Source organism: Glaesserella australis (genome assembly GCF_003260095.1).
Lineage (GTDB): Bacteria > Pseudomonadota > Gammaproteobacteria > Enterobacterales > Pasteurellaceae > Glaesserella > Glaesserella australis.
Map to the genome: position 1 here is coordinate 2040 of NZ_PTPX01000007.1, position 20235 is coordinate 22274.

The following is a 20235-nucleotide window of genomic DNA, read 5'->3' on the forward strand; positions in this document are numbered from 1 at the left end:
ACTCGTCGTAAAGCTTTGCATTGCACTGTCCGCTTTCGATAACGACTCTTTCGTCGTCTGTGCTAAGTCTATCGCAAAATCAGTGACATTGTTCGCTCCCGCTGTACCCGTGACTGTAACCGCTGTCGAGCCCGCCGATGCCGTCGTGCCATTCGCATTTACCGTGTAAATCGTTTGACCGTTCGTCCCTGTCTCACTCGTGACTGACGCAATGTTCGTTCCCTTGACAACTTCTGTCTTCGCTGCATTTGATGATGCCTGTAATTGACTAAAGTTTACCGCATCATTTGGCGCTGTGCCGTTTGCAACATTCGTGATTTTGTTTCCACCGTTGTCTAAGCCGTCTTTCGTTAAGCTAACTGACTTGCCTTGTGTGCCGTTATTGATAGTGATGCCATCTGTTGTGATGACGCTATCTCCCGCCGTCACAGTCGTTGCATTCACTTTCGTTGCGGTCACGCTAGTTACGTTCAAATTATCTGCCGTTTTTACCGTGTAAATCGTTTGACCGTTTGCTCCTGTCTCGCTTGTTACTACAATGTTGTCACCTTGAACAACTTCCGTCTTCGCCGCCTTACTCGCACTGTTTATCGCATCTGCAACATCTTCCGCTGTCGCAAAGTTATCTCCCTTCGCATCCGATGTCACCGTGCCATCTTTTGCTGTCGTGAGATTCGCTTTGTTTACATCAAAGGTAATGTTACTACTGTCATTACGTGCCGTCGTACCCGTGCCGTTCACAAAGTTAACATCTCGATTATCCTTAGTGATAGTTTCCACTGTCTGACCATTCACACTCGTTGTGAAGTTTTGTAGCGCAGAATCTGCTTTTGCTAATTGATCTTTAGTTGTAGCATTTAAATCCACCACATAGTCTGTTACACCATTAGCATTTTTCGCGCCCGCTGTTACAGTGACTGCATCTGAACCTGCACTCGCCGTTGTTTTCTCTGCATTCACGGTATAAGTAATGCCGTTTGCATCACTGCTATTCGTCACGCTTGTATGGTTGCCTGCAACGACTTTCGTTGTATTTGCTTTTAATTGTGCTAAATTCACCGCTTGATCGTCTGATGTCGCTGCAAGTACATTACTTATCGCTTTATTGGCTGCATTAATCCCTGTATTTGTAACACTCGGACCACCTGTAATGGTTAAACCGCTGTTATCAATCTTGGTATTACCCATCGTTACCGAGCCTGCTGTCCCTAAATCTAAGGTATTATTTAAGGTCACAACATAATCTGTACCATTGGTACCATTCTTCGTTCCATTTGCTGTAACAACAATATTGTTATTCCCTGCCGATGCCGATTCTTCTTTCGCTAATTGCGCTTTAGTGCTTGCATTTAAATCCACCACATAGTCTGTTACACCATTAGCATTTTTCGTGCCCGCTGTTACAGTGACTGCATCTGAACCTGCACTAACTGTCGTCTTTTCTGCATCAACTTTATACACTGTTGCACCATTAGTTGTGCTTGGTGTAACTGTAGTATGATTACCCGCTTCAACAGACACACCTTTTGGTAATGAGCTAGCATTAACAGTAAGTTTACCGTCACTATTAAGTTCAATAGTCTTACCATCCACTGCAACATCAAAGGTGATACTTGAACCTGAAACATTTGATGTTGTACCACTACCATTGACAAAGTTTACTTGATCACCAAATTTAATTTGAGCAGTTGCTGTTCTTGCATTATTGCCTACTTTCCAGTAGCCAGCATTAACCGCTGTCGCTACATCTGCAACAGTTGCAACGCCCGCTGTAGCTGTTGTCAATGCTCCTGTAGTCGTTGTGCCAAATGTACCTTTAGCTAGACTAACTTTATAATCTGTAACCGTTGCATCGCCAACAGTTTTAGTGCCGTTTGCATTCACACTAAGCAATGCACTGTCTGTTGAAACACTCGCACTCGTATCATTAGCATTAACGGTATAAGTTGTGCCATCTGCACTTGTTGTATTAGTAACGCTTGTATTTTTACCCGCGACAACTTTAGATGTATTTGCTTTTAATTGAGATAAATTGACCGCATCGCCTGCCGCTGTACCATTATCAAGGTTAGTAATTTTGCCATTGGTCATATTTAATGTACCGCCAACGGTTGCATCGCCTGTAGTGGTAATTGTGGTAAAGGTTGGGGTCATTGATGTGGCAACAGTAATATTATTACCTGATTTGGTTACATCAATATTAGATCCTTTATTTATACTAACTGTGCTGCCTGATTTGATAAATGAACCGCTTGCACCATTTGCTTGTAAAGTGAAGCCAGTGTTATTCACGGCATTGACCACATCTGCAGAAGTAGCTAAACCTGCAGTTGTGCCTGATACGGATGCTACGCCGTTTGTCGATGTAATACCTTGAGTTACAACATTAAATTTTACTGCAGTATTTCCTGTACCCGTTACGTTTGCTGCGGTATAAGTGCCATTAACAAAATTTACGATATTATTATTATTTACACGTGATTTATTTGCGCCATTTTCTTGCGTATTAAAACCCACGTTAGTAACAACGTTATAAAGTTGGCTACCGTTAATCGCTTCGGTAGATGTAGCCGATACAGTACCTGCAGCTACATTCGTAATTTTACGAGCATAGTTCCCCTTCCCGACAGAAACAACCGAACTTGCTGTTTGGCATGCTGCTGTCGCTGTAACTGCATCTCCTGCTGCATTAAGAAAGCTATAACTTAATGTCGTTGTAGGAACAGAAGTGCCTGTTTCTGAAGCATTACCTAGAGCAACAGCACCCGCTAAAGCTGATTTGGCTTCTCTACCTATTGCAATTGCATTTTCTGCTGTAGCGTGTGTAGTTCTACCAATTGCAATAGCATTAGTATTATTAGCTACGCTATAAGCACCAAAAGCCAATGTATTATCTGATACTGCATCTGCATCATTACCCATTGCAATAGAGTTTTGAGACGTTGAATTAGATGATTTACCAATAGCAATAGCAGAGTTACCTGTCGTATTTGCCAATGCACCAATAGCAATGGCATCTTCTTTAGTTGCTTGAGCTAGCCCACCAATTGCAGTTGCATTCATAAATGTAGCTTTGGCATCTACACCAATAGCTACAGTACGTTGATGGCTTGCAGTTGCATTAGTACCGATCGCTGTTGCACCAACTTGGCTTGCCTTAGCATTTGCCCCAAGAGCAGTTGCATTTGCAGAGCTTGCATTAGCATCAATACCCAAAGCCGTTGTAAAATCAGCACTTGCAGCGCTATTAATACCTAATGCAGTTGAACTATTGGCACTTGCTGTTGCATTCACACCACCCGCCAAGCTACCCACACCTGTTGCAGATGAAAAAGAACCAATAGCAGTCGAACCTTCTGCTTTTGCAAGCGCATTTGCCCCAATAGCACTTGAGAAGTCTCCTGTCGCCTGCCCCAATGCACCAATAACTACCGCACCTTTTCCGCTTGCAACAGGAGAAACATAAGTAACAGTCTGACCAGCACTGTTTGTAATAGAGAATGTTTTACCCGCAACAGTATAAGATGATTTATCACCGATATCGTCACCACCAATAGCAATAGAGCCATATCCCGATGCTTTTACATCATTACCAATCGCAACACTTTGTAGACCATTTGCTGTTGCATTAGAACCAAAAACAGCACTTTGGCTACCTGTAGCTGTTACACGATCCCCCACAGCAACGACACCATATCCAGTTGCAGTAGCACGTTGCCCTATTGCAATAGCAGCACCATTATCAATGATTCCACCAGTTGCTGTTGCTGTACCTATAGCTAAATTTAAAGCTGTATTCGTACCTGATGGCACATCAGCAACAATACCATTACCTGTTGATGAAGCTGCCCATATAGGATTAGTCGCTAAGATACTTAATAACGAAATAGCCCCTGCCGTCCACCATTTTTTATCTGAACGGTTTACAACCTCAGCTATATCAATTGAATTTGAAGATTTTGCTTTCCCTTTTGCTAATTCAGATACCGCAACCCAAGTTTGAGTAGAGTGATTCCATACAACTCTAAAAATTTTATTCATAACAAATTCCTAAAAATTAAATCAAATTAAATAAAAAAACCAACATTCTCGATTATGTAGTCAATTGCATAAATCCAAAGTAAGAGAAAAGTTTTACCCGACCCAAATAACCCCAATATTTAACGGATAAAGCTCCCCTATAAGTTCTTTTGATTTTTATGTCACGACTATATACCGAATAATATTTTGTATAAAATGTTCTTATCATAGCATAAAAAGTATGCAAAAAAAGATGACCAAAATAAAAATAAAGCAGGCCATCTAAAGCCTGCTTATATGTTTATTACACAGAATAAATCCGTCAATGATTTATAATTTATCGCATAGTAACAAATTCTTCCGAACCTGTTGGGTGAATCGCCACGGTATTATCAAAGTCTGCTTTGGTTGCACCCATTTTGATTGCAACCGCAAAACCTTGAATCATTTCATCTACCCCAAAGCCGATACCGTGTAAACCGACAACTTTCTCTTCTTTACCTACACAGACTAACTTCATTCGGCAAGGTTGACGATGTTGTGTGACAGCACTATACATTGGCGTAAATGACGATTTATACACTTTGACACTTTCTGCACCATATTGTTCAATCGCTTGTGGCTCGGTTAAACCGATTGTGCCGATTGGTGGGTGGCTGAACACCACGGTTGGAACAAGGTTGTAATCCAAATGTTCGTTCGGTTTGTTGTTGAATAAACGCTCAGACAAACGGCGACCTGCTGCCACGGCAACAGGGGTTAATTCGATACCGTCTTCAATAATATCGCCTACCGCATAAATCCCTTTTACATTGGTATTTTGGAACTTATCGACTTTGATAAAACCACGCTCGTTCGTTGCCACGCCCGTCGCCGCAAGGTTAATCACATCTGTAGCTGGCTCACGACCAATCGCCCACACTAAGCAATCGACTTCTTGCTCACGACCGTCTTCCAGTTTAAAGGTTAATGAGCTGTCCGCATTTTTCACCACTTCTTTTGGAATAGAATGGGTGTGAAGCTGAATGCCGTCTTGATTTAACACTTCAACAAGGGTTTCAACGATAAGTGGATCTTGATTACGCATTGGAGCGTGTTGGCGTACAAATAAATGCGTTTCAACGCCTAAGCTATTTAATACACCTGCAAGTTCCACGGCAATGTAACCTGCACCTGCCACGGCAACTCGTTTTGGCAATTCGGTTAACGCAAATACGCCGTCAGAATCAATCCCGTATTCTGCACCTTTGATTGCAGGGCGACTTGGACGACCGCCCGTTGCAATTAAAATATGATCAGCGGTAACTAACTCTTTAGTACCATCTGCATAGCTGACTTCAATGGTTCTTGCATCCACAAATTTACCGAAGCCGTTTAACACATCGACATTATTTTTTGCCAATACATTGTTATAAGAGGTGTGAATACGCCCGATATACGCCTGACGGCTTTCGACTAATTTAGCGTAGTCGAACTTGTTTACCGTGACATCAAAACCGTAATCCGGGGCATAGCTGTGAATGGCTTCAGCAATTTGTGCACCGTAGAACATCACTTTTTTCGGTACACAGCCAACATTCACACAGGTTCCGCCTAAATGTTTTGCTTCAATAATGGCACATTTTTTGCCATAGCTCGCCGCACGGTTAATGGATGCGATACCACCGCTACCGCCGCCAATAGAAATATAATCATAATGTTTAGTCATAAAGATTCCTTAATCAATACAAGCGGTGAGATTACCGCATTTTTTTACAAAAATTAGTGTTTTGTGTGCGCCACGCTGTTTAACAGTTTATCTGTATAAGCGACACCAATGGCAGATAAAATAAAGCCAATGTGAATAAGTAACTGCCACATCATTGTTTCAGAGCTAAGTTTTGATGCGTTAATAAACGTTTGTAACAAATGAATCGACGAGATACTAATAATCGCCATAGATAATTTAACTTTTAATACCGAAGCATTGACATGATCTAGCCATTCAGGTTGGTCTGGATGATTATCTACATTCAAACGTGAGACAAAGGTTTCATAGCCACCGACAACCACCATGATGAGTAAGTTAGCGATCATCACCACATCAATTAAATTGAGTACCGCCAACATAATGGTGTTTTCATCCATCACACCTAAATTGACGACTAAATTCCATAAGGATTTTAAAAATTTATAGGCATAAATGCCTTGCACCACAATCAATCCTAAATAGATAGGTAATTGTAACCAACGGCTCGCAAAAATAATTTTGCTAAAAATGCTTTGCTTTAATTCAATATTTTTTTGTGAGTTCATATTACCTCTAAAATGAAATAAAAAAACGGCAAGATTTTAGCAATTTTTTACAAAAAAATTAACAAATCTTACCGCTTGTTTCTATAGGAATTACTTTTTAAATCCTTGACCGTTATTCCATGACACCGTATATTCTGTTGAAAGTCTTGCACTTGGCAATGCTGGTACGGCGGCTTTGCCGATTGCCAGTAACATCACAGGCGCATATCGCTCACTGTCAATGGCTAAGGTTTCTAATACCGCTTTACGATCAAAAATGCCGATAGCGTGGCTGTCATAGCCTTTCTCTTTTATAATCAGCATTAATTGCATCGCTACAAGACTGCTATCAATTAGCACTTGATCGCGGATTTCTTGTTGGCTTAAGCTGTTATGTACGCCCAATAAAAAATTATACGAATTTTCGCGAAATCCTGGATGTAAACAACCGCTTGCGATAGAGTTATCTAACACGTCATCAAGCAGTTTTTCATAGTGAAGATCAGCTAAAATCATGATGACCGCAGAAGCACTTTCACAAGGCGGCGCATTAAAGGCGACTTTATCCAATAATTGCTTTTTCTGCTCCGTTTCATCAATCACCACAAATCGCCACGGCTGAAGATTTGCTTTAGAAGGTGCAAACTGTGCTAAAGTGAGCATCTCCATGATTTCTTCTCGTGGAATATTTACACCACGTTGAAACATTTTTATTGTTTTTCTCTGCTGAATTGCATCAATAAGTTCCATATTCTCTCCATTTAGTTAATCTGCCCATGCGTCTTCTGTAAGACGTTGCCCAAAATGGCTCTCTATTAATCGAATAGTAATGGGATGCTGTGGATTGAGTAATATCTCTTTGGTATTGCCATATTCCACCACTTCCCCTTGATCCATTACCATTAATTTATCGGCAATGTGTTTGATTAATCCTAAATTTTGCCCTACATAAATATAAGAAAGCCCAAGGCGCTCTTGTAAACTCAACATCAAATTAGTAAGTTGTGTTTTTAGGGAAAAATCAAGGGTGCTTAACGTGTCATCAATAATAATGACATCAGGGTTTAAAATCAGCGCTCGTGCTAAGGCAATACGCTGTTTTTGGCTGCTTGATGTTTCTTTAATATGCACAAGGGCATGTTCAGGGTACATTCCCACCAATTTTAAGGTACGGAAAATACGTTCGTTACGTTTTTCTTCAGATAAATTGGTTGCCAATCTTAACGGGGAATCCAAAATCTGCCCGATGTTGTAATTCGGGTCAAAGGCATCATTCGGATCTTGAAAAATCATCCGAATTTTTTTCGCTCGAAATTCATAATCGCCATAAGTTAATTCATGATCTTTAAGAAACATCTTACCTGAAGTGGGTTCCGTAATTCCCACTAACATTTTTGCCAGCGTCGATTTGCCCGCCCCGTTTGCCCCGATTATCGCCAAAGTTTCTTGGTGATGTAAGGTAAAAGAGACATTTTTCACCGCATAAAATTCTTGCTTACGAAAAATATTAATGCGATCGGTAAAACGTTTACTTAGGGATTGAACGTCGAGAAGTGGGAGTGCCATATTTAAATTAAACAAGGTAGGGACACACTGCGTGTGTCCGCTTAAAATCGATCTTATCGGACACACGCAGTGTGTCCCTACGTTTCATAAAACAAGACCGCTTTTACAAGCGGTCTTTTTTACGCAAAGTTTTGCGAATTACAATACATCAACACAGTTTAAGTCAATGAAAGATTGCTCTAAGCGTTTAGACATAGATTCTTCCATTTTACGTAACCAAACACGTGGATCGTAGTATTTTTTATTTGGTGAATCAGGACCTTCTGGGTTACCTAATTGACCTTGTAAGTAATCTTTGTTTGCGTTGTAGTAGTTTAAGATACCTTCCCAAGATGCCCATTGTGTATCGGTGTCGATGTTCATTTTGATTGCACCGTAGCTGATTGCTTCACGGATCTCTTCTTGTGAAGAACCTGAACCGCCGTGGAATACGAAGTCGATTGATTTCGCAGGAAGATTACGCTCTTTAGAAACGAACTCTTGTGATGCACCTAAGATAGATGGTTTTAATTTCACGTTACCTGGTTTGTAAACGCCGTGTACGTTACCGAATGCTGCAGCAACGGTGAAACGTGGGCTTACTGGGTTCAATGAATCGTAAACGAATAATACGTCTTCTGGTTGGGTGTATAAACGTGATTCATCAACATCGCTGTTGTCCACGCCATCTTCTTCACCGCCCGTGATACCGATTTCGATCTCAAGGGTCATACCGATTTTGCTCATACGCGCAAGGTATTCTTTACAGATTTCCATGTTTTCTTCAATTGGTTCTTCTGAAAGGTCAATCATGTGAGAAGAGAATAATGGGCGACCTGTTTCTGCAAAGTGTTTTTCACCTGCTTCTAACATACCGTCAATCCACGGAAGTAATTTTTTCGCTGCGTGGTCAGTGTGAAGAATCACGGGTACACCGTACTCTTTCGCTAATTCGTGAACGTGTTTTGCACCTGCAACTGCACCTAATACGTCTGCACGAGCACCTGATGCTGGTTTAATGCCTTTACCTGCATAGAATTGCGCACCGCCATTTGAGAATTGCACGATAACGGGTGCTTTCACACGAGCTGCCGTTTCTAATACAGCATTTACAGAGTCAGAGCCCACACAGTTTACTGCTGGAAGTGCGAAGTTGTGTTCTTTTGCATAAGCAAAGATTTTTTGAACGTCATCACCTGTTACTACACCTGGTTTTACGATGTCTAATAATTTTGCCATTTTGGTTTTCCTTCTATATTTGAATTTTTTGATATTCCCCACGGCTACACGCCGTGGGTTACGCATAAATGAGCTACTACGTAGCTCAATACAGCTCCAGCGGAGCTGACTTATGCTTAACCTAGGGCGTAAGCCCTAGGCAAAGAGATTTTAATTAACCGTTTGCACGTTTCTCTAAAATTTCAACCGCTGGTAACACTTTGCCTTCTACAAATTCTAAGAACGCACCGCCACCTGTTGAGATGTAAGAGATTTTATCTGCGATACCAAACATATCGATTGCTGCTAAGGTATCACCGCCACCTGCGATTGAGAACGCACCGTTTGCCGTTGCATCAACGATAGCTTGTGCAACCACTTCTGTACCTTTACGGAAGTTAGGGAACTCAAACACACCAACTGGACCATTCCAAAGGATTGTTTTTGCATTGCGGATAATTTCAGCTAATTCTTCTGCTGATTTATCACCGATATCGAAGATAGAATCTTCTGCAGTCACTTCACTTACTGCTTTGTGTGTTGCAGGGGCTGTTTCAGAGAACTCCGCACCAACACGCACGTCCACAGGAACAGGAATGTTCGTTGCTTTTGATAAACGTTGTGCTTCAGGGATTAAATCTGCTTCGTATAAAGATTTACCTACATTGTGACCTTCAGCCGCAATGAACGTATTTGCGATACCGCCGCCTACGATTAATTGGTCAGCGATTTTTGATAAGCTGTCTAAAACAGTTAATTTAGTAGAAACTTTTGAACCACCAACAATCGCTAACATTGGACGTTGTGGCTCTTTTAATGCTTTACCTAAAGCGTCTAACTCTGCCGCTAATAATGGACCTGCACAAGCAACTGGTGCATATTCTGCTACGCCGTAAGTTGAGCCTTCAGCACGGTGAGCCGTACCAAATGCGTCCATTACGAATACATCACAAAGTGCGGCATATTTTTTCGCAAGCTCAGGATCGTTTTTCTTCTCACCTTTGTTAATACGCACGTTTTCAAGTACCACGATTTCGTTTTCTTGCACATCAACGCCATCTAAATAGTCACGTACTAAACGGACTGGCACACCTAAATCTGACGCATTTAAGTAATCGACCACAGGTTGTAAAGAGTTTGCTTCTTCAAATACGCCTTCTGTTGGACGACCTAAGTGTGAAGTAACCATTACTTTAGCCCCTTTTTGTAAGGCTAATTTTAAGGTTGGAATGGTTGCACGAATACGAGCATCAGATGTCACTTTGCCATCTTTCACTGGTACGTTAAGGTCTGCACGGATGAAAAGGCGTTTACCTGCAAGATCAAGATCTGCCATTTTTTTAACGGACATAGTTAGTTCCTCTTTTGATTTTCAAAAATAAAAAACAGAGTGATTATATCAGTTTCAATTACATTTGGGATAATGTAGATCAAATTATTCGCTAATCTTACGAATTTCTTTATAAAATAAAATAAATCTTTTTGTTCGACATCACTTTTTTAGAAACATTTCCATCATCTGAAAGAAATATGCAAAAAGCGGCCACAAAGTGACCGCTTGCATTCCATTTAAATACGCTACTATAGCCAGAAGAAATAGCCCACTGTCGCAATAACAAAGATACAGATAATGTTAAGCCAGAAACCTGCTTTGACCATTTCGCTCTGTTTGATTTGCCCTGTACCAAAGACAATCGCATTTGGTGGTGTTGCCACTGGTAACATAAAGGCACAAGATGCACCTAAACCGATGATTAACGCTAAACCAACAGGTGGCATATTTAATGCTTGTGCAATAGAAATAAAGATTGGTACTAACAATGCGGCACTTGCCGTATTTGATGTAAATTCGGTTAAGAAAATAATAAAAGTTGCTACCAATAAACCAATGAGATAGAAATGACCGCCCTCAATTAAGAACACGATACCATCAGCCATTACTTTACTTGCCCCAGTTTGGCCAAGTACCGCACTTAGTGTCAAACCGCCACCAAAGAGCATTAATACACCCCATTCGGTATTTTTTTGAATATCATCCCAAGATGCCACTTTTGTAATACAAATTAACACCGCAGCACAAAGAGCAACGATACTATCAAAACTGCCAATTTTACCTTGTAAGCCAAGTATGCCTGAAATAATCGGGTTTAACTTGTCACCGAAAACCCAACAAATCGCAATTAATCCAAAAATGGATAAGGTAATAATACGATCGCGGTTTAATTCAATTTTTTCAAAGCTATGTTCAAATGTGACATCAAATTTTGGTTTGAATACAACATAAAGCGTTGCAATCATTAATGGCATTAGGATAAACATAATCGGCAAGCCATATTTCAACCAGTCCGCAAAGGTTAAATTAAGATGAGATGCAACAATTGCATTTGGTGGGCTACCGACTAGTGTTCCCATACCACCGATACTTGCACTATAGGCAATCCCTAATAGCACAAAAACATAGGTGTTATGGTGAGCATTTTTATCTAATTTACTTAAAATACCCATCGCAAGCGGTAGCATCATGGCTGCTGTCGCAGTATTACTCATCCACATAGACAGGAATGCGGTTACAGAAAAGAGATAGATAATTGCAACCGATAATTTTCCCTTTGCCATTGCCATAATTTTATTTGCAATGAGACGATCTAGCTCTTGAATATGTAGTGCTGTAGCAAGAGCAAAGCCACCAAAGAATAGGAAAATAGTTGGATCTGCAAAAGCACTCAGTGCTTCTTTAGACTTAACGAGACCTAATCCTATCGCAAGGACAGGAACAAGCAAAGCTGTAACAGTCACATGTAAAGCTTCGGTAAGCCATAAAATAGCAACGAAGACAAGTAATGCCAAACCTTTACTAGCTGCAGGATCAAAAGGTAATGTATTTAATAAAACAAAAAAGAGCACAATATCAAATAATAGGATAAGCCCATTTCTTGTTACTGGATTTGATGATTGGTTTGTTGCTGACATAACGCCCCCACAAATAAAATAACATATGGAAATATATTAATTTAGTTTATCAAAACAGTAATTTATTAAAACAATCAAATTCATTATTTGTGAATTATGTCACATATTTTTAACAAAAAGAAAAGGTAGGGATAAACCTACCTTTACAACATCTATACCGTATCTGACCGCTTGTTATTTTGTTGACTCTCCCTAGCCTGCTCTTTTTTAACCAATTGCAAGGTTTGACGAATCTCTCTTTTACTTTGCCAAACTAATAAACCAACCGCTAAAAACGTTAATCCATAAGAAAGCCATACATAAAAACCATAGCCGCCCATGGCAAAAAAATCGCTGATAGATGCAAATTGAAATGTCATTTTTCTCTCCTATACCCTTATTTTGCCAACGCTTTTACCCAAGGACGCTTGCGTTCATCTTGTAATAAGGCACTGCGATAACGCACAATACTTAACCAAATCATAAAAATCATTGAGCCGAAAATAGCTAACAATAACGGAGTGAGCATTTCTGTTGCCATAGAAGGTTTATCGAATTTAGTGATGGTTGCGCCTTGGTGTAAGGTGTTCCACCATTCAACCGAGAAGTGAATAATCGGTAAATTAATCACGCCTACCATTGATAACACTCCTGCGGCTTTTGCTCCTGTATTTTTATCTTGGAAAGCAGAATAGAGTGCCATTACGCCTAGATATAAGAAAAACAGAACCAAAGCTGAGGTTAAACGAGCGTCCCAAACCCACCAAGTTCCCCACATCGGTTTACCCCAAATCGCCCCAGTGGCAAGAGAGAGGAAAGCAAATACTGCGCCGATGGGAGCCATAGAAATCATCGCAAGATGAGCTTGGCGAATTTGCCAAACGGCTGCGATTAAGGCCGCCACCGCCATTGAGCCATAAACGCCCATTGACCAAATCGCAGCGGGAACATGAATAAAAATAATGCGATAGCTATCGCCTTGCTGGTAATCCTTTGGTGCAAACCCTAGCCCAATAATGAAGGCTGCCGAAAGTAACAAAAAACTCAACACAGCAAGCCAAGGCTGTAGTTTCCCTAGCAAATGGTATTGTGTTTCAGATTTTGCGTAAGGGTGTAACCATTTCCACATAAAAACTCCAATAATTGCAAAAAATTCTCTTAATCTGACCGCTTGTTACTGCAAGCTAACCCGTAATGCCCCTGCAATCGCAAAAGGTGAAAAGGTTAATGCTAATGTCAGCATTGCGCCTAAAATCGCCAACTGCCCCGTATAGCCAACGTTTAAGGTTGAGGCTTCTAATACTGCAGCAGCAAAAATTAACACAGGTAAAAAGAGCGGTAAAATCAATAAACTAAGTAAAGTTCCGCCTTTTCGTAGCCCAACAGTCAGTGCTACACCAATCGCGCCCAAGCAACTTAAAATTGGCGTGCCTAATAACAATGTTAACACTAATGCCCACCATACTTCTGTTTCAAGGGAAAGTAAAATAGCGGTGATGGGTGAAAGTAAAATTAATGGCAACCCGGTTAATAACCAGTGAGCGATCACTTTGGCTAAAGCAACTTGTGGTAAACCAATAGGCAGTAACATCATTTGTTCTAAAGAACCATCTAAATAATCATCACGAAATAAACGCTCAAAAGAGAGTAACGCCGAAAGTACTGCCGCTACCCATGCTGTACCTGAAGCTATTTTAGCGAGTAATTCAGGGTTTGGACCCATTAAAAGTGGAAACATGGTGATAATAATCAAGAAAAACCACAGTGGGTTTAAAATTTCCGCAGGTTTACGAAATGCGATAGTTAATTCTCGTTGGATAATGGTTAATAAAATCATGTTCTTACACCTTAAACGGATCTAACGATAATACCTGTACTTTATCGCTTTCAGCAGTTTGGTGACTAGTAAAAATCACCATGCCGCCTTTTTCGCAATGTTGTTCAATATGTCCAATCAATTCGGCAACACCTTTTTTATCAATCGCCGTAAAAGGTTCGTCTAAAATCCACAGGGTTGCTTGTGTGAGCCATAACTTCGCCAATGCCACACGGCGTTGTTGCCCTGCCGATAAATGCGAACAAGGCAAATCTTCTCGCCCAATCAACGACACCTTGCTCAACGCATTCCACAAGGTTTCATCATCTAACGGTAAGCCTTGAATTTTCTGATAAAAACGTAAGTTTTCCCAAGCGGTCAGTTCTGGCTTAATACCTGCATAATGCCCTAAATAGAACAAATTAGCGTAATATTCATCTCGTTGTTGTTGGATTTTCTCACCGTTCCACTGCACTTCCCCTTCTGCTGCCACAGATAATCCCGCTAAAATCCGTAGCAGACTGGTTTTACCAATCCCATTATGCCCTTCAATTTGCCACCATTGTCCGCTAGAAATGGAGAGTGAACAGCCTTCAAACAACCTTGTTTCACCTCGCTCACAGGCGATATTTATTAGTGAAAGTTGATTCATTTTATAATCCTAAAATTTCTTTGACAAAAGGAAGTGTTAGCTTACGCTGTGCTTGTAATGAAGCTTGATCCAAAATATCTAATTTATTGATCAAAACTTGTAAATCACGATCTAAGCGTTTCAACAGAAAACTTGTCACATCATCTGAAAGTTCCAAACCTTTATTTTGTGCATTACGCTGAAGAATAATCTGTTTCTGTTCATCATTTAGGTCGTTTAAATGATACACTTCCCCCCAAGTTAAACGAGAGCGAAGATCTGGCAAATGAATAGCCAATTGATGTGGCGGACAATTTGCACTAATCAGTAATAACGTTTTTCTCCCTTGACTAAATAATCCTTGTTGTTCCCGAATTTGGTTGAATAGATTGAAAATCGCTAACTCCCATTCATCATCGCCTGCCACAGCATGTACATCATCTAAGCAGACTACATCAAGCTGATCTGCATTATCTAAAACTGTAGGCCCAAAATAGCGAGATTTCTCTAAAGGTATATAGGTTGCCGATTGCTGATTCAATAAATAGTGATTACTTACCGCCTTTAATAGATGGCTTTTACCACTACTCTTATTCCCCCAAATATAGAAAAAGGGCTGTTGTACGTTATCAAAATTTTGACGTAACGAATCCAACAGCAACAAGCTATTTTCAGCATAAAAATTATCGAAAGTTTCATCATCTACTTGATGAATAGGTAATGTCAGTTGCAAAGTATTATTTAAGAGAAAAAAATTGTGCAAAGAATAACGGAAAAAAGAAAGGTTGAGAAGACTCAACCTTTGATTTATAAGAGATTTTCTTTAAGCTTTTTGAAGTTTTGTCCAGTTATAGTAACCGTACAGTGAATTTAATAAATAGGCTGAATACATAATATACATTGATGGATTTTCTGCCCAAAGAATAATGGAAAGAATATTCAATGCAATCCAAAGTAACCATTGCTCACGATAACGTAATAACATTAAGCCTTGCGCTGCTACAACAATAATCGTCGTTAATCCATCAAGCCCAGTAGAGCTACCACCTGCTGCATTTAAAGCTTGAACGAGTAATAACGTCCCCACTGTAATAAATGCTGCAAGGAAAATCCAACCTTTAATGCTTAATGATTTTGCAATAACCGCATCACTTCCTTCCGCTTTCTGCATATTTTGTTTCCAAAGGAAATAACCGATAAATTGAGCTGGGATATAGACATAGAGTGTAGTGTTCATCTCACCAAGGAAATTAGCTCCCCAAGAGACATAGAAATAGCTATAAGCAAAAATCAATCCAAAGAAATAGTTACTGATTTTCCCCTTACTCACGAACACCACGCAGATTAAACCTGAAATACCTGCGATCATGCCTAATAGGGAATCAGGCGAATGGATATAGACACCCACTTGGGCTGCAATAAAGAGAAAAAGCCAAATAACTTCAAACGGCTTCCAGCCGCTGAATAGTTCTTCTTTGATTTGACTAAGTAGTAATGAATAGTTCATAAAGACCTCATAAATGTGATATAAGACATCTATATTTTACGCCTTATTTGCTAAAAATGTAAAATATAAATCACATTTATGCGATCTAGTTCACAAAAAAGGACTGCTTAGCAGTCCTTTTTATTGATTATAGATTATTTAACCGAATATCGATTAACATCTTATCGCCTTCGCTAACTTTCTCTTTAGCTTGTTCGTAAGCACTTTTCGCTGCGGTTTTATCGCCTTTGGCTACAAGTAAGTCGCCTGTGAGTAGCTGTTTACGGAAGTCCCAAGCGGTATCTTTAATTTGTGCAAGGGTTGTAAGGGCTTCATCGTAGGCTTTGAGTTGGTAATCCACCGTCGCTAAGCGAAAACGGATCACGTTTTGTAATGTGGCATCTGTCGTTGAACCTAAGGCTTGTTTAAGCAAGGTTTTGGTTGTAGCAAAATCGCCTTTTTCTGCGGTCTGTTTGGCTTCTTCCAGTTGAGCAAACACCGCATAGCTTGACTCTTTATTGTCTGCAATAAATTTTTGTACAAGCGGTGCGTTTTTCGTTGGATCTTGCAAATAGCTTTCCATTACTTGTTGATAGCTTGCTGATGTGGTTTGAGCTACTTCAATTTGATGTTTTTGCCAGTAGTTCCAGCCAAATGTCGCTGCAGCCACTAAGAAGATTGTCACTACAATCGGCGTACCATTTTGTTTAAACCAACTTTTCGCTTCTTCAAACTGCTGTTCTTCAGTTTTATTCAAATAATCGCTCATTATTGCTCCTGTTTATGTACAAACGTTATGCAAAACGTTTGGTTAATTCATTAATTAAATCTGCTTGGGCAAGGGTGATTTGCTCGACTTCTCCAAACAGATCCTTGACCACCACCGTTTGCTCCGCCACTTCGCTTTCCCCTAATACAAGGGCAATTTTCGCCCCTGATTTATCGGCACGTTTGAATTGTTTTTTGAAATTCCCACCGCTTGTATGCAACATTGTGCGAAGCTGTGGAAAGGCATTGCGTAAGGTTTCAGCTAAACGGAATGCTGCAGCCGTTGTGCCGTCACCAGAATGTACCACATAAATATCGACCGCTCGTGGCAACTGTACATTCGGATTGACTTCTTGAACCAACAGCACCAAACGCTCTAAGCCCATTGCGAAGCCTACACCTTCAGTAGCGTGTCCGCCAAGTTGAGCCACTAAGCCATCGTAACGACCGCCGCCGCAGACCGTGCCTTGTGCACCTAACGCTGTCGTCACCCATTCAAATACGGTTTTGTTGTAGTAATCCAAACCACGCACTAATTTTTGGTTCACTTCGTAAGCAATGCCCATTTCATCAAGGATTGAACAAAGTCTTGCAAAGTGTGCTTTGGACTCGTCATCTAAGAAATCGTGCAGTTTCGGAGCATCGTTTAATACCGCTTGTAACGCTTGATTTTTGGTATCTAAAATACGTAACGGGTTGGTGGTTAAACGGCGTTCGCTGTCAGGATCTTGCTTTAACACGTCCAAGTGGTTTTGTAAAAAGGCGACTAAGGCTTCACGGTAGCGAGTACGTACTTCCAAACCGCCGATAGAGTTCAGCTGTAAAGTCACGTGTTCACGAATACCGAGTTTTTCCCATAAACGAGCGGTGAGAACGATTAGCTCTGCGTCCGCTTCCGCATTTGGAATACCGAAAATTTCCACGCCTGCTTGGTGAAATTGACGATAACGCCCTTTTTGCGGACGCTCATAGCGGAACATCGGACCGATGTACCACAAACGCTGTTCTTGATTGTAAATCCAACCGTGTTCAATCGCCGCACGCACGCAACCTGCAGTACCTTCAGGACGTAGGGTAAAACTTTCCCCCGCTTCTTCGCTACGAGTAAAAGTAAACATCTCTTTTTCAACGATATCCGTTGCTTCACCCACGCCACGTTTGAATAGGTCGGTGGACTCCATAATCGGACTACGCATTTCGGTATAGCCATAGCTGGCAAAAGTATCACGGATATTCGCTTCCACCCATTGCCACAACGGTGTTTCGGTTGGGGAAAGATCATTCATTCCGCGTAAGGCTTGAATTGTTTTTGACATATTATTCCTTTTATTACGGACACACGCAGTGTGTCCCTACCAATTAATCAGGTTGAGTGTAGGGACACACTGCGTGTGTCCACAAACCATTAATTCACTGCATTTTCACAAGGCACATTGCGATGTAAACAATCAATATTATGCAATGTCGTATCTGAAATGTTCATTAACGCTTCTTCCGTTAAAAACGCCTGATGTCCTGTTAAAAGCACATTGTGGCAAGAAGAAAGGCGGCGGAACACATCATCTAAAATCACTTCGTTTGATTTATCTTCAAAGAAAAGATCGCGTTCATTCTCATAAACGTCCATACCTAAAGCACCGATTTTACGGCGTTTTAAGGCTTCAATCGCTTCAGGTGTATCAATTAACGAACCACGACTGGTGTTGATGATCATCACACCGTCTTTCATTTTATCGAATGCCGTTTTATTGAGTAGGTGATAGTTTTCAGGCGTTGCAGGGCAATGTAGCGTAATCACGTGGGAGCGAGCATAAAGCTCATCAAGGCTCACATATTCTGCACCAAGTTCTTCTGCCGCAGGATTTTTAAAGGGATCGTAAGCCAAAATATGCATACCAAAGCCTTTTAAAATTCGCATTGTCGCAATCCCGATTTTGCCTGTGCCGATTACGCCAACAGTACGATTATGCATATTAAAGCCCGTTAAGCCCTCTAGTGAGAAGTTAGCTTCACGGGTACGCTGATAAGCACGGTGAATACGGCGGTTTAAGGTTAGCATCAAGCCGACGGTATGTTCTGCCACCGCTTCAGGCGAATAAGCAGGCACTCGCACCACTTGAATACCAAGCTCTTTTGCCGCCTGAATATCCACATTATTGAACCCCGCACAACGCAAAGCGATCATTTTCACCCCAACTTTTGCTAATTTTTCTAGCACAGGGCGACTGCCGTCATCGTTCACAAAAATACAGACCACATCACAGCCTTCCGCCATTTTTGCGGTGCGTTCATTCAACATAAAATCGAAAAACTCAATTTGGAAATGGTATTTCACATTCACCAATTCGAGGTATTTGCGATCATAATTTTTGGTACTAAAAACGGCGATTTTCATTGTGCTTTCCTAACTTCTTAACATTAAACTTGAGTAATATCAATACGATTGTGCTGTTCTGCGACTCTCGCACGGATTTTCGCTTCGAGTTGGTCAATCAATTTATCGTTATCGAAACGCTCTTTTTGGCGAACGCCGTCAAGGTAGAAACCGCTCATTTTATTCGATCCAGTTACACCAAGATCGGAAACTAAGGCTTCACCTGGTCCATTTACCACACAGCCGATAATCGAAACGTCCATCGGGGTGATAATGTCTTCCAAACGTTGCTCAAGGGCATTGACCGTGCCGATAACGTCAAACTCTTGGCGAGAGCAAGTCGGGCAAGCGATAAAGTTGATCCCACGAGAGCGGATACGTAGCGATTTGAGAATATCGAAACCGACTTTGATTTCTTCCACAGGATCTGCCGCAAGGGAGACACGCAAGGTATCGCCGATCCCTTCAGACAGCAATAATCCTAAGCCAATCGCCGATTTCACCGCACCTGCTCTTGCACCGCCTGCTTCGGTGATCCCTAAGTGGATCGGCTGTTTGATCGCTTTGGCTAACAAGCGGTAAGATTCGACCGCTAAAAAGACATCGGACGCTTTTACGCTTACTTTAAATTGATCGAAGTTCAAACGATCTAAGATCTCAACGTGGCGAAGTGCTGACTCTAACAAGGCTTCAGGCGTTGGCTCGCCAAATTTCTCTTGAATATCTTTTTCCAAAGAACCTGCGTTTACACCGATACGGATCGGGATATTTTTATCTCTGGCACAATCGACCACCGCACGAATACGCTCTTCTTTGCCGATATTGCCTGGATTGATCCGCAAACAATCGACACCATATTCCGCCACTTTCAAGGCGATACGGTAGTCAAAGTGAATATCCGCCACAAGCGGTACGTTCACCTGCTGTTTTATCAATTTAAAGGCTTCCGCTGCGTCCATTGTCGGCACGGAGACACGCACAATATCCGCCCCAACACGTTCGAGAGCTTTGATTTGTGCCACTGTCGCTTCCACATCAGTGGTGCGAGTGTTGGTCATAGATTGAACAGCAATCGGTGCATCGCCCCCCACAGGCACTTTCCCGACATAAATTTTGGTCGATTGACGACGTTGAATAGGTGGTTCTTTTAACAT

The 20235-nt window shown here is 41.2% G+C and carries 18 protein-coding genes; all 18 read right to left on the minus strand.

Annotated elements, in window-relative coordinates; translation table 11 throughout:
• Nucleotides 1-4041: ESPR-type extended signal peptide-containing protein (locus tag C5N92_RS11215; protein WP_165827746.1), on the minus strand; the 4041-nt coding region annotated here is incomplete at its 3' end.
• 316 nt (nucleotides 4042-4357) lie between these two features.
• Complete coding sequence (gene gorA, locus C5N92_RS03310) at nucleotides 4358-5728, minus strand: glutathione-disulfide reductase (RefSeq protein ID WP_111749441.1); 1371 nt, start codon at nucleotides 5726-5728, stop codon at nucleotides 4358-4360.
• Between the two features lie 53 nt (nucleotides 5729-5781).
• Nucleotides 5782-6315 carry a TIGR00645 family protein gene (locus C5N92_RS03315; RefSeq protein ID WP_111749442.1) on the minus strand — a complete coding sequence of 178 codons (534 nt, stop codon included), beginning with the start codon at nucleotides 6313-6315 and terminating at the stop codon, nucleotides 5782-5784.
• A 90-nt stretch (nucleotides 6316-6405) separates the two neighbouring features.
• Nucleotides 6406-7044 carry a nitroreductase family protein gene (locus C5N92_RS03320; protein ID WP_111749443.1) on the minus strand — a complete coding sequence of 213 codons (639 nt, stop codon included), beginning with the start codon at nucleotides 7042-7044 and terminating at the stop codon, nucleotides 6406-6408.
• A gap of 15 nt (nucleotides 7045-7059) precedes the next feature.
• A complete protein-coding gene (locus C5N92_RS03325) occupies nucleotides 7060-7860 on the minus strand; it encodes a peptide ABC transporter ATP-binding protein (RefSeq protein ID WP_111749444.1) in 801 nt (266 codons plus the stop codon).
• Between the two features lie 138 nt (nucleotides 7861-7998).
• Nucleotides 7999-9078, minus strand: coding sequence for a class II fructose-bisphosphate aldolase (gene fbaA / locus C5N92_RS03330; RefSeq protein WP_111749445.1), 1080 nt, complete (start codon nucleotides 9076-9078; stop codon nucleotides 7999-8001).
• A gap of 154 nt (nucleotides 9079-9232) precedes the next feature.
• Nucleotides 9233-10408, minus strand: coding sequence for a phosphoglycerate kinase (locus C5N92_RS03335; protein WP_111749446.1), 1176 nt, complete (start codon nucleotides 10406-10408; stop codon nucleotides 9233-9235).
• Between the two features lie 230 nt (nucleotides 10409-10638).
• A complete protein-coding gene (locus C5N92_RS03340) occupies nucleotides 10639-12027 on the minus strand; it encodes a DASS family sodium-coupled anion symporter (RefSeq protein ID WP_111749447.1) in 1389 nt (462 codons plus the stop codon).
• Between the two features lie 152 nt (nucleotides 12028-12179).
• Nucleotides 12180-12386, minus strand: a complete 207-nt coding sequence (gene ccmD / locus C5N92_RS03345; protein WP_111749448.1) for a heme exporter protein CcmD — start codon at nucleotides 12384-12386, stop codon at nucleotides 12180-12182.
• A gap of 17 nt (nucleotides 12387-12403) precedes the next feature.
• Nucleotides 12404-13135 carry a heme ABC transporter permease gene (locus C5N92_RS03350; RefSeq protein WP_111749449.1) on the minus strand — a complete coding sequence of 244 codons (732 nt, stop codon included), beginning with the start codon at nucleotides 13133-13135 and terminating at the stop codon, nucleotides 12404-12406.
• Nucleotides 13136-13180: 45 nt separating this feature from the next.
• Nucleotides 13181-13843, minus strand: coding sequence for a heme exporter protein CcmB (gene ccmB / locus C5N92_RS03355; protein WP_111749450.1), 663 nt, complete (start codon nucleotides 13841-13843; stop codon nucleotides 13181-13183).
• 4 nt (nucleotides 13844-13847) lie between these two features.
• A complete protein-coding gene (gene ccmA, locus C5N92_RS03360) occupies nucleotides 13848-14474 on the minus strand; it encodes a cytochrome c biogenesis heme-transporting ATPase CcmA (protein WP_111749451.1) in 627 nt (208 codons plus the stop codon).
• 1 nt (nucleotide 14475) lies between these two features.
• The gene (gene hda / locus C5N92_RS03365; RefSeq protein ID WP_111749619.1) at nucleotides 14476-15186 is read right to left on the minus strand and encodes a DnaA regulatory inactivator Hda; all 711 of its coding nucleotides are present in this window, start codon (nucleotides 15184-15186) and stop codon (nucleotides 14476-14478) included.
• A 90-nt stretch (nucleotides 15187-15276) separates the two neighbouring features.
• Nucleotides 15277-15960, minus strand: coding sequence for a nicotinamide riboside transporter PnuC (pnuC, locus tag C5N92_RS03370; RefSeq protein WP_111749452.1), 684 nt, complete (start codon nucleotides 15958-15960; stop codon nucleotides 15277-15279).
• Nucleotides 15961-16087: 127 nt separating this feature from the next.
• Nucleotides 16088-16711, minus strand: coding sequence for a YfgM family protein (locus C5N92_RS03375; protein ID WP_181015868.1), 624 nt, complete (start codon nucleotides 16709-16711; stop codon nucleotides 16088-16090).
• Nucleotides 16712-16733: 22 nt separating this feature from the next.
• Nucleotides 16734-18023: a histidine--tRNA ligase gene (gene hisS, locus C5N92_RS03380; protein ID WP_111749454.1), complete on the minus strand. Its 1290-nt coding sequence runs from the start codon at nucleotides 18021-18023 to the stop codon at nucleotides 16734-16736.
• Between the two features lie 89 nt (nucleotides 18024-18112).
• Nucleotides 18113-19102 (minus strand): 2-hydroxyacid dehydrogenase, encoded by a 990-nt coding sequence (locus C5N92_RS03385; RefSeq protein ID WP_111749455.1) that lies wholly within the window; start codon nucleotides 19100-19102, stop codon nucleotides 18113-18115.
• Nucleotides 19103-19125: 23 nt separating this feature from the next.
• Nucleotides 19126-20235, minus strand: coding sequence for a flavodoxin-dependent (E)-4-hydroxy-3-methylbut-2-enyl-diphosphate synthase (gene ispG, locus C5N92_RS03390; RefSeq protein WP_111749456.1), 1110 nt, complete (start codon nucleotides 20233-20235; stop codon nucleotides 19126-19128).

Excerpts from the sequence above, each read along its gene's own strand:
- gorA (WP_111749441.1), bottom strand. The coding sequence starts at position 5,728 with ATGACTAAACATTATGATTATATTTCTATTGGCGGCGGTAGCGGTGGT.
- C5N92_RS03315 (WP_111749442.1), bottom strand. The coding sequence starts at position 6,315 with ATGAACTCACAAAAAAATATTGAATTAAAGCAAAGCATTTTTAGCAAA.
- C5N92_RS03320 (WP_111749443.1), bottom strand. The coding sequence starts at position 7,044 with ATGGAACTTATTGATGCAATTCAGCAGAGAAAAACAATAAAAATGTTT.
- C5N92_RS03325 (WP_111749444.1), bottom strand. The coding sequence starts at position 7,860 with ATGGCACTCCCACTTCTCGACGTTCAATCCCTAAGTAAACGTTTTACC.
- fbaA (WP_111749445.1), bottom strand. The coding sequence starts at position 9,078 with ATGGCAAAATTATTAGACATCGTAAAACCAGGTGTAGTAACAGGTGAT.
- C5N92_RS03335 (WP_111749446.1), bottom strand. The coding sequence starts at position 10,408 with ATGTCCGTTAAAAAAATGGCAGATCTTGATCTTGCAGGTAAACGCCTT.
- C5N92_RS03340 (WP_111749447.1), bottom strand. The coding sequence starts at position 12,027 with ATGTCAGCAACAAACCAATCATCAAATCCAGTAACAAGAAATGGGCTT.
- ccmD (WP_111749448.1), bottom strand. The coding sequence starts at position 12,386 with ATGACATTTCAATTTGCATCTATCAGCGATTTTTTTGCCATGGGCGGC.
- C5N92_RS03350 (WP_111749449.1), bottom strand. The coding sequence starts at position 13,135 with ATGTGGAAATGGTTACACCCTTACGCAAAATCTGAAACACAATACCAT.
- ccmB (WP_111749450.1), bottom strand. The coding sequence starts at position 13,843 with ATGATTTTATTAACCATTATCCAACGAGAATTAACTATCGCATTTCGT.
- ccmA (WP_111749451.1), bottom strand. The coding sequence starts at position 14,474 with ATGAATCAACTTTCACTAATAAATATCGCCTGTGAGCGAGGTGAAACA.
- pnuC (WP_111749452.1), bottom strand. The coding sequence starts at position 15,960 with ATGAACTATTCATTACTACTTAGTCAAATCAAAGAAGAACTATTCAGC.
- hisS (WP_111749454.1), bottom strand. The coding sequence starts at position 18,023 with ATGTCAAAAACAATTCAAGCCTTACGCGGAATGAATGATCTTTCCCCA.
- C5N92_RS03385 (WP_111749455.1), bottom strand. The coding sequence starts at position 19,102 with ATGAAAATCGCCGTTTTTAGTACCAAAAATTATGATCGCAAATACCTC.
- ispG (WP_111749456.1), bottom strand. The coding sequence starts at position 20,235 with ATGTTAAAAGAACCACCTATTCAACGTCGTCAATCGACCAAAATTTAT.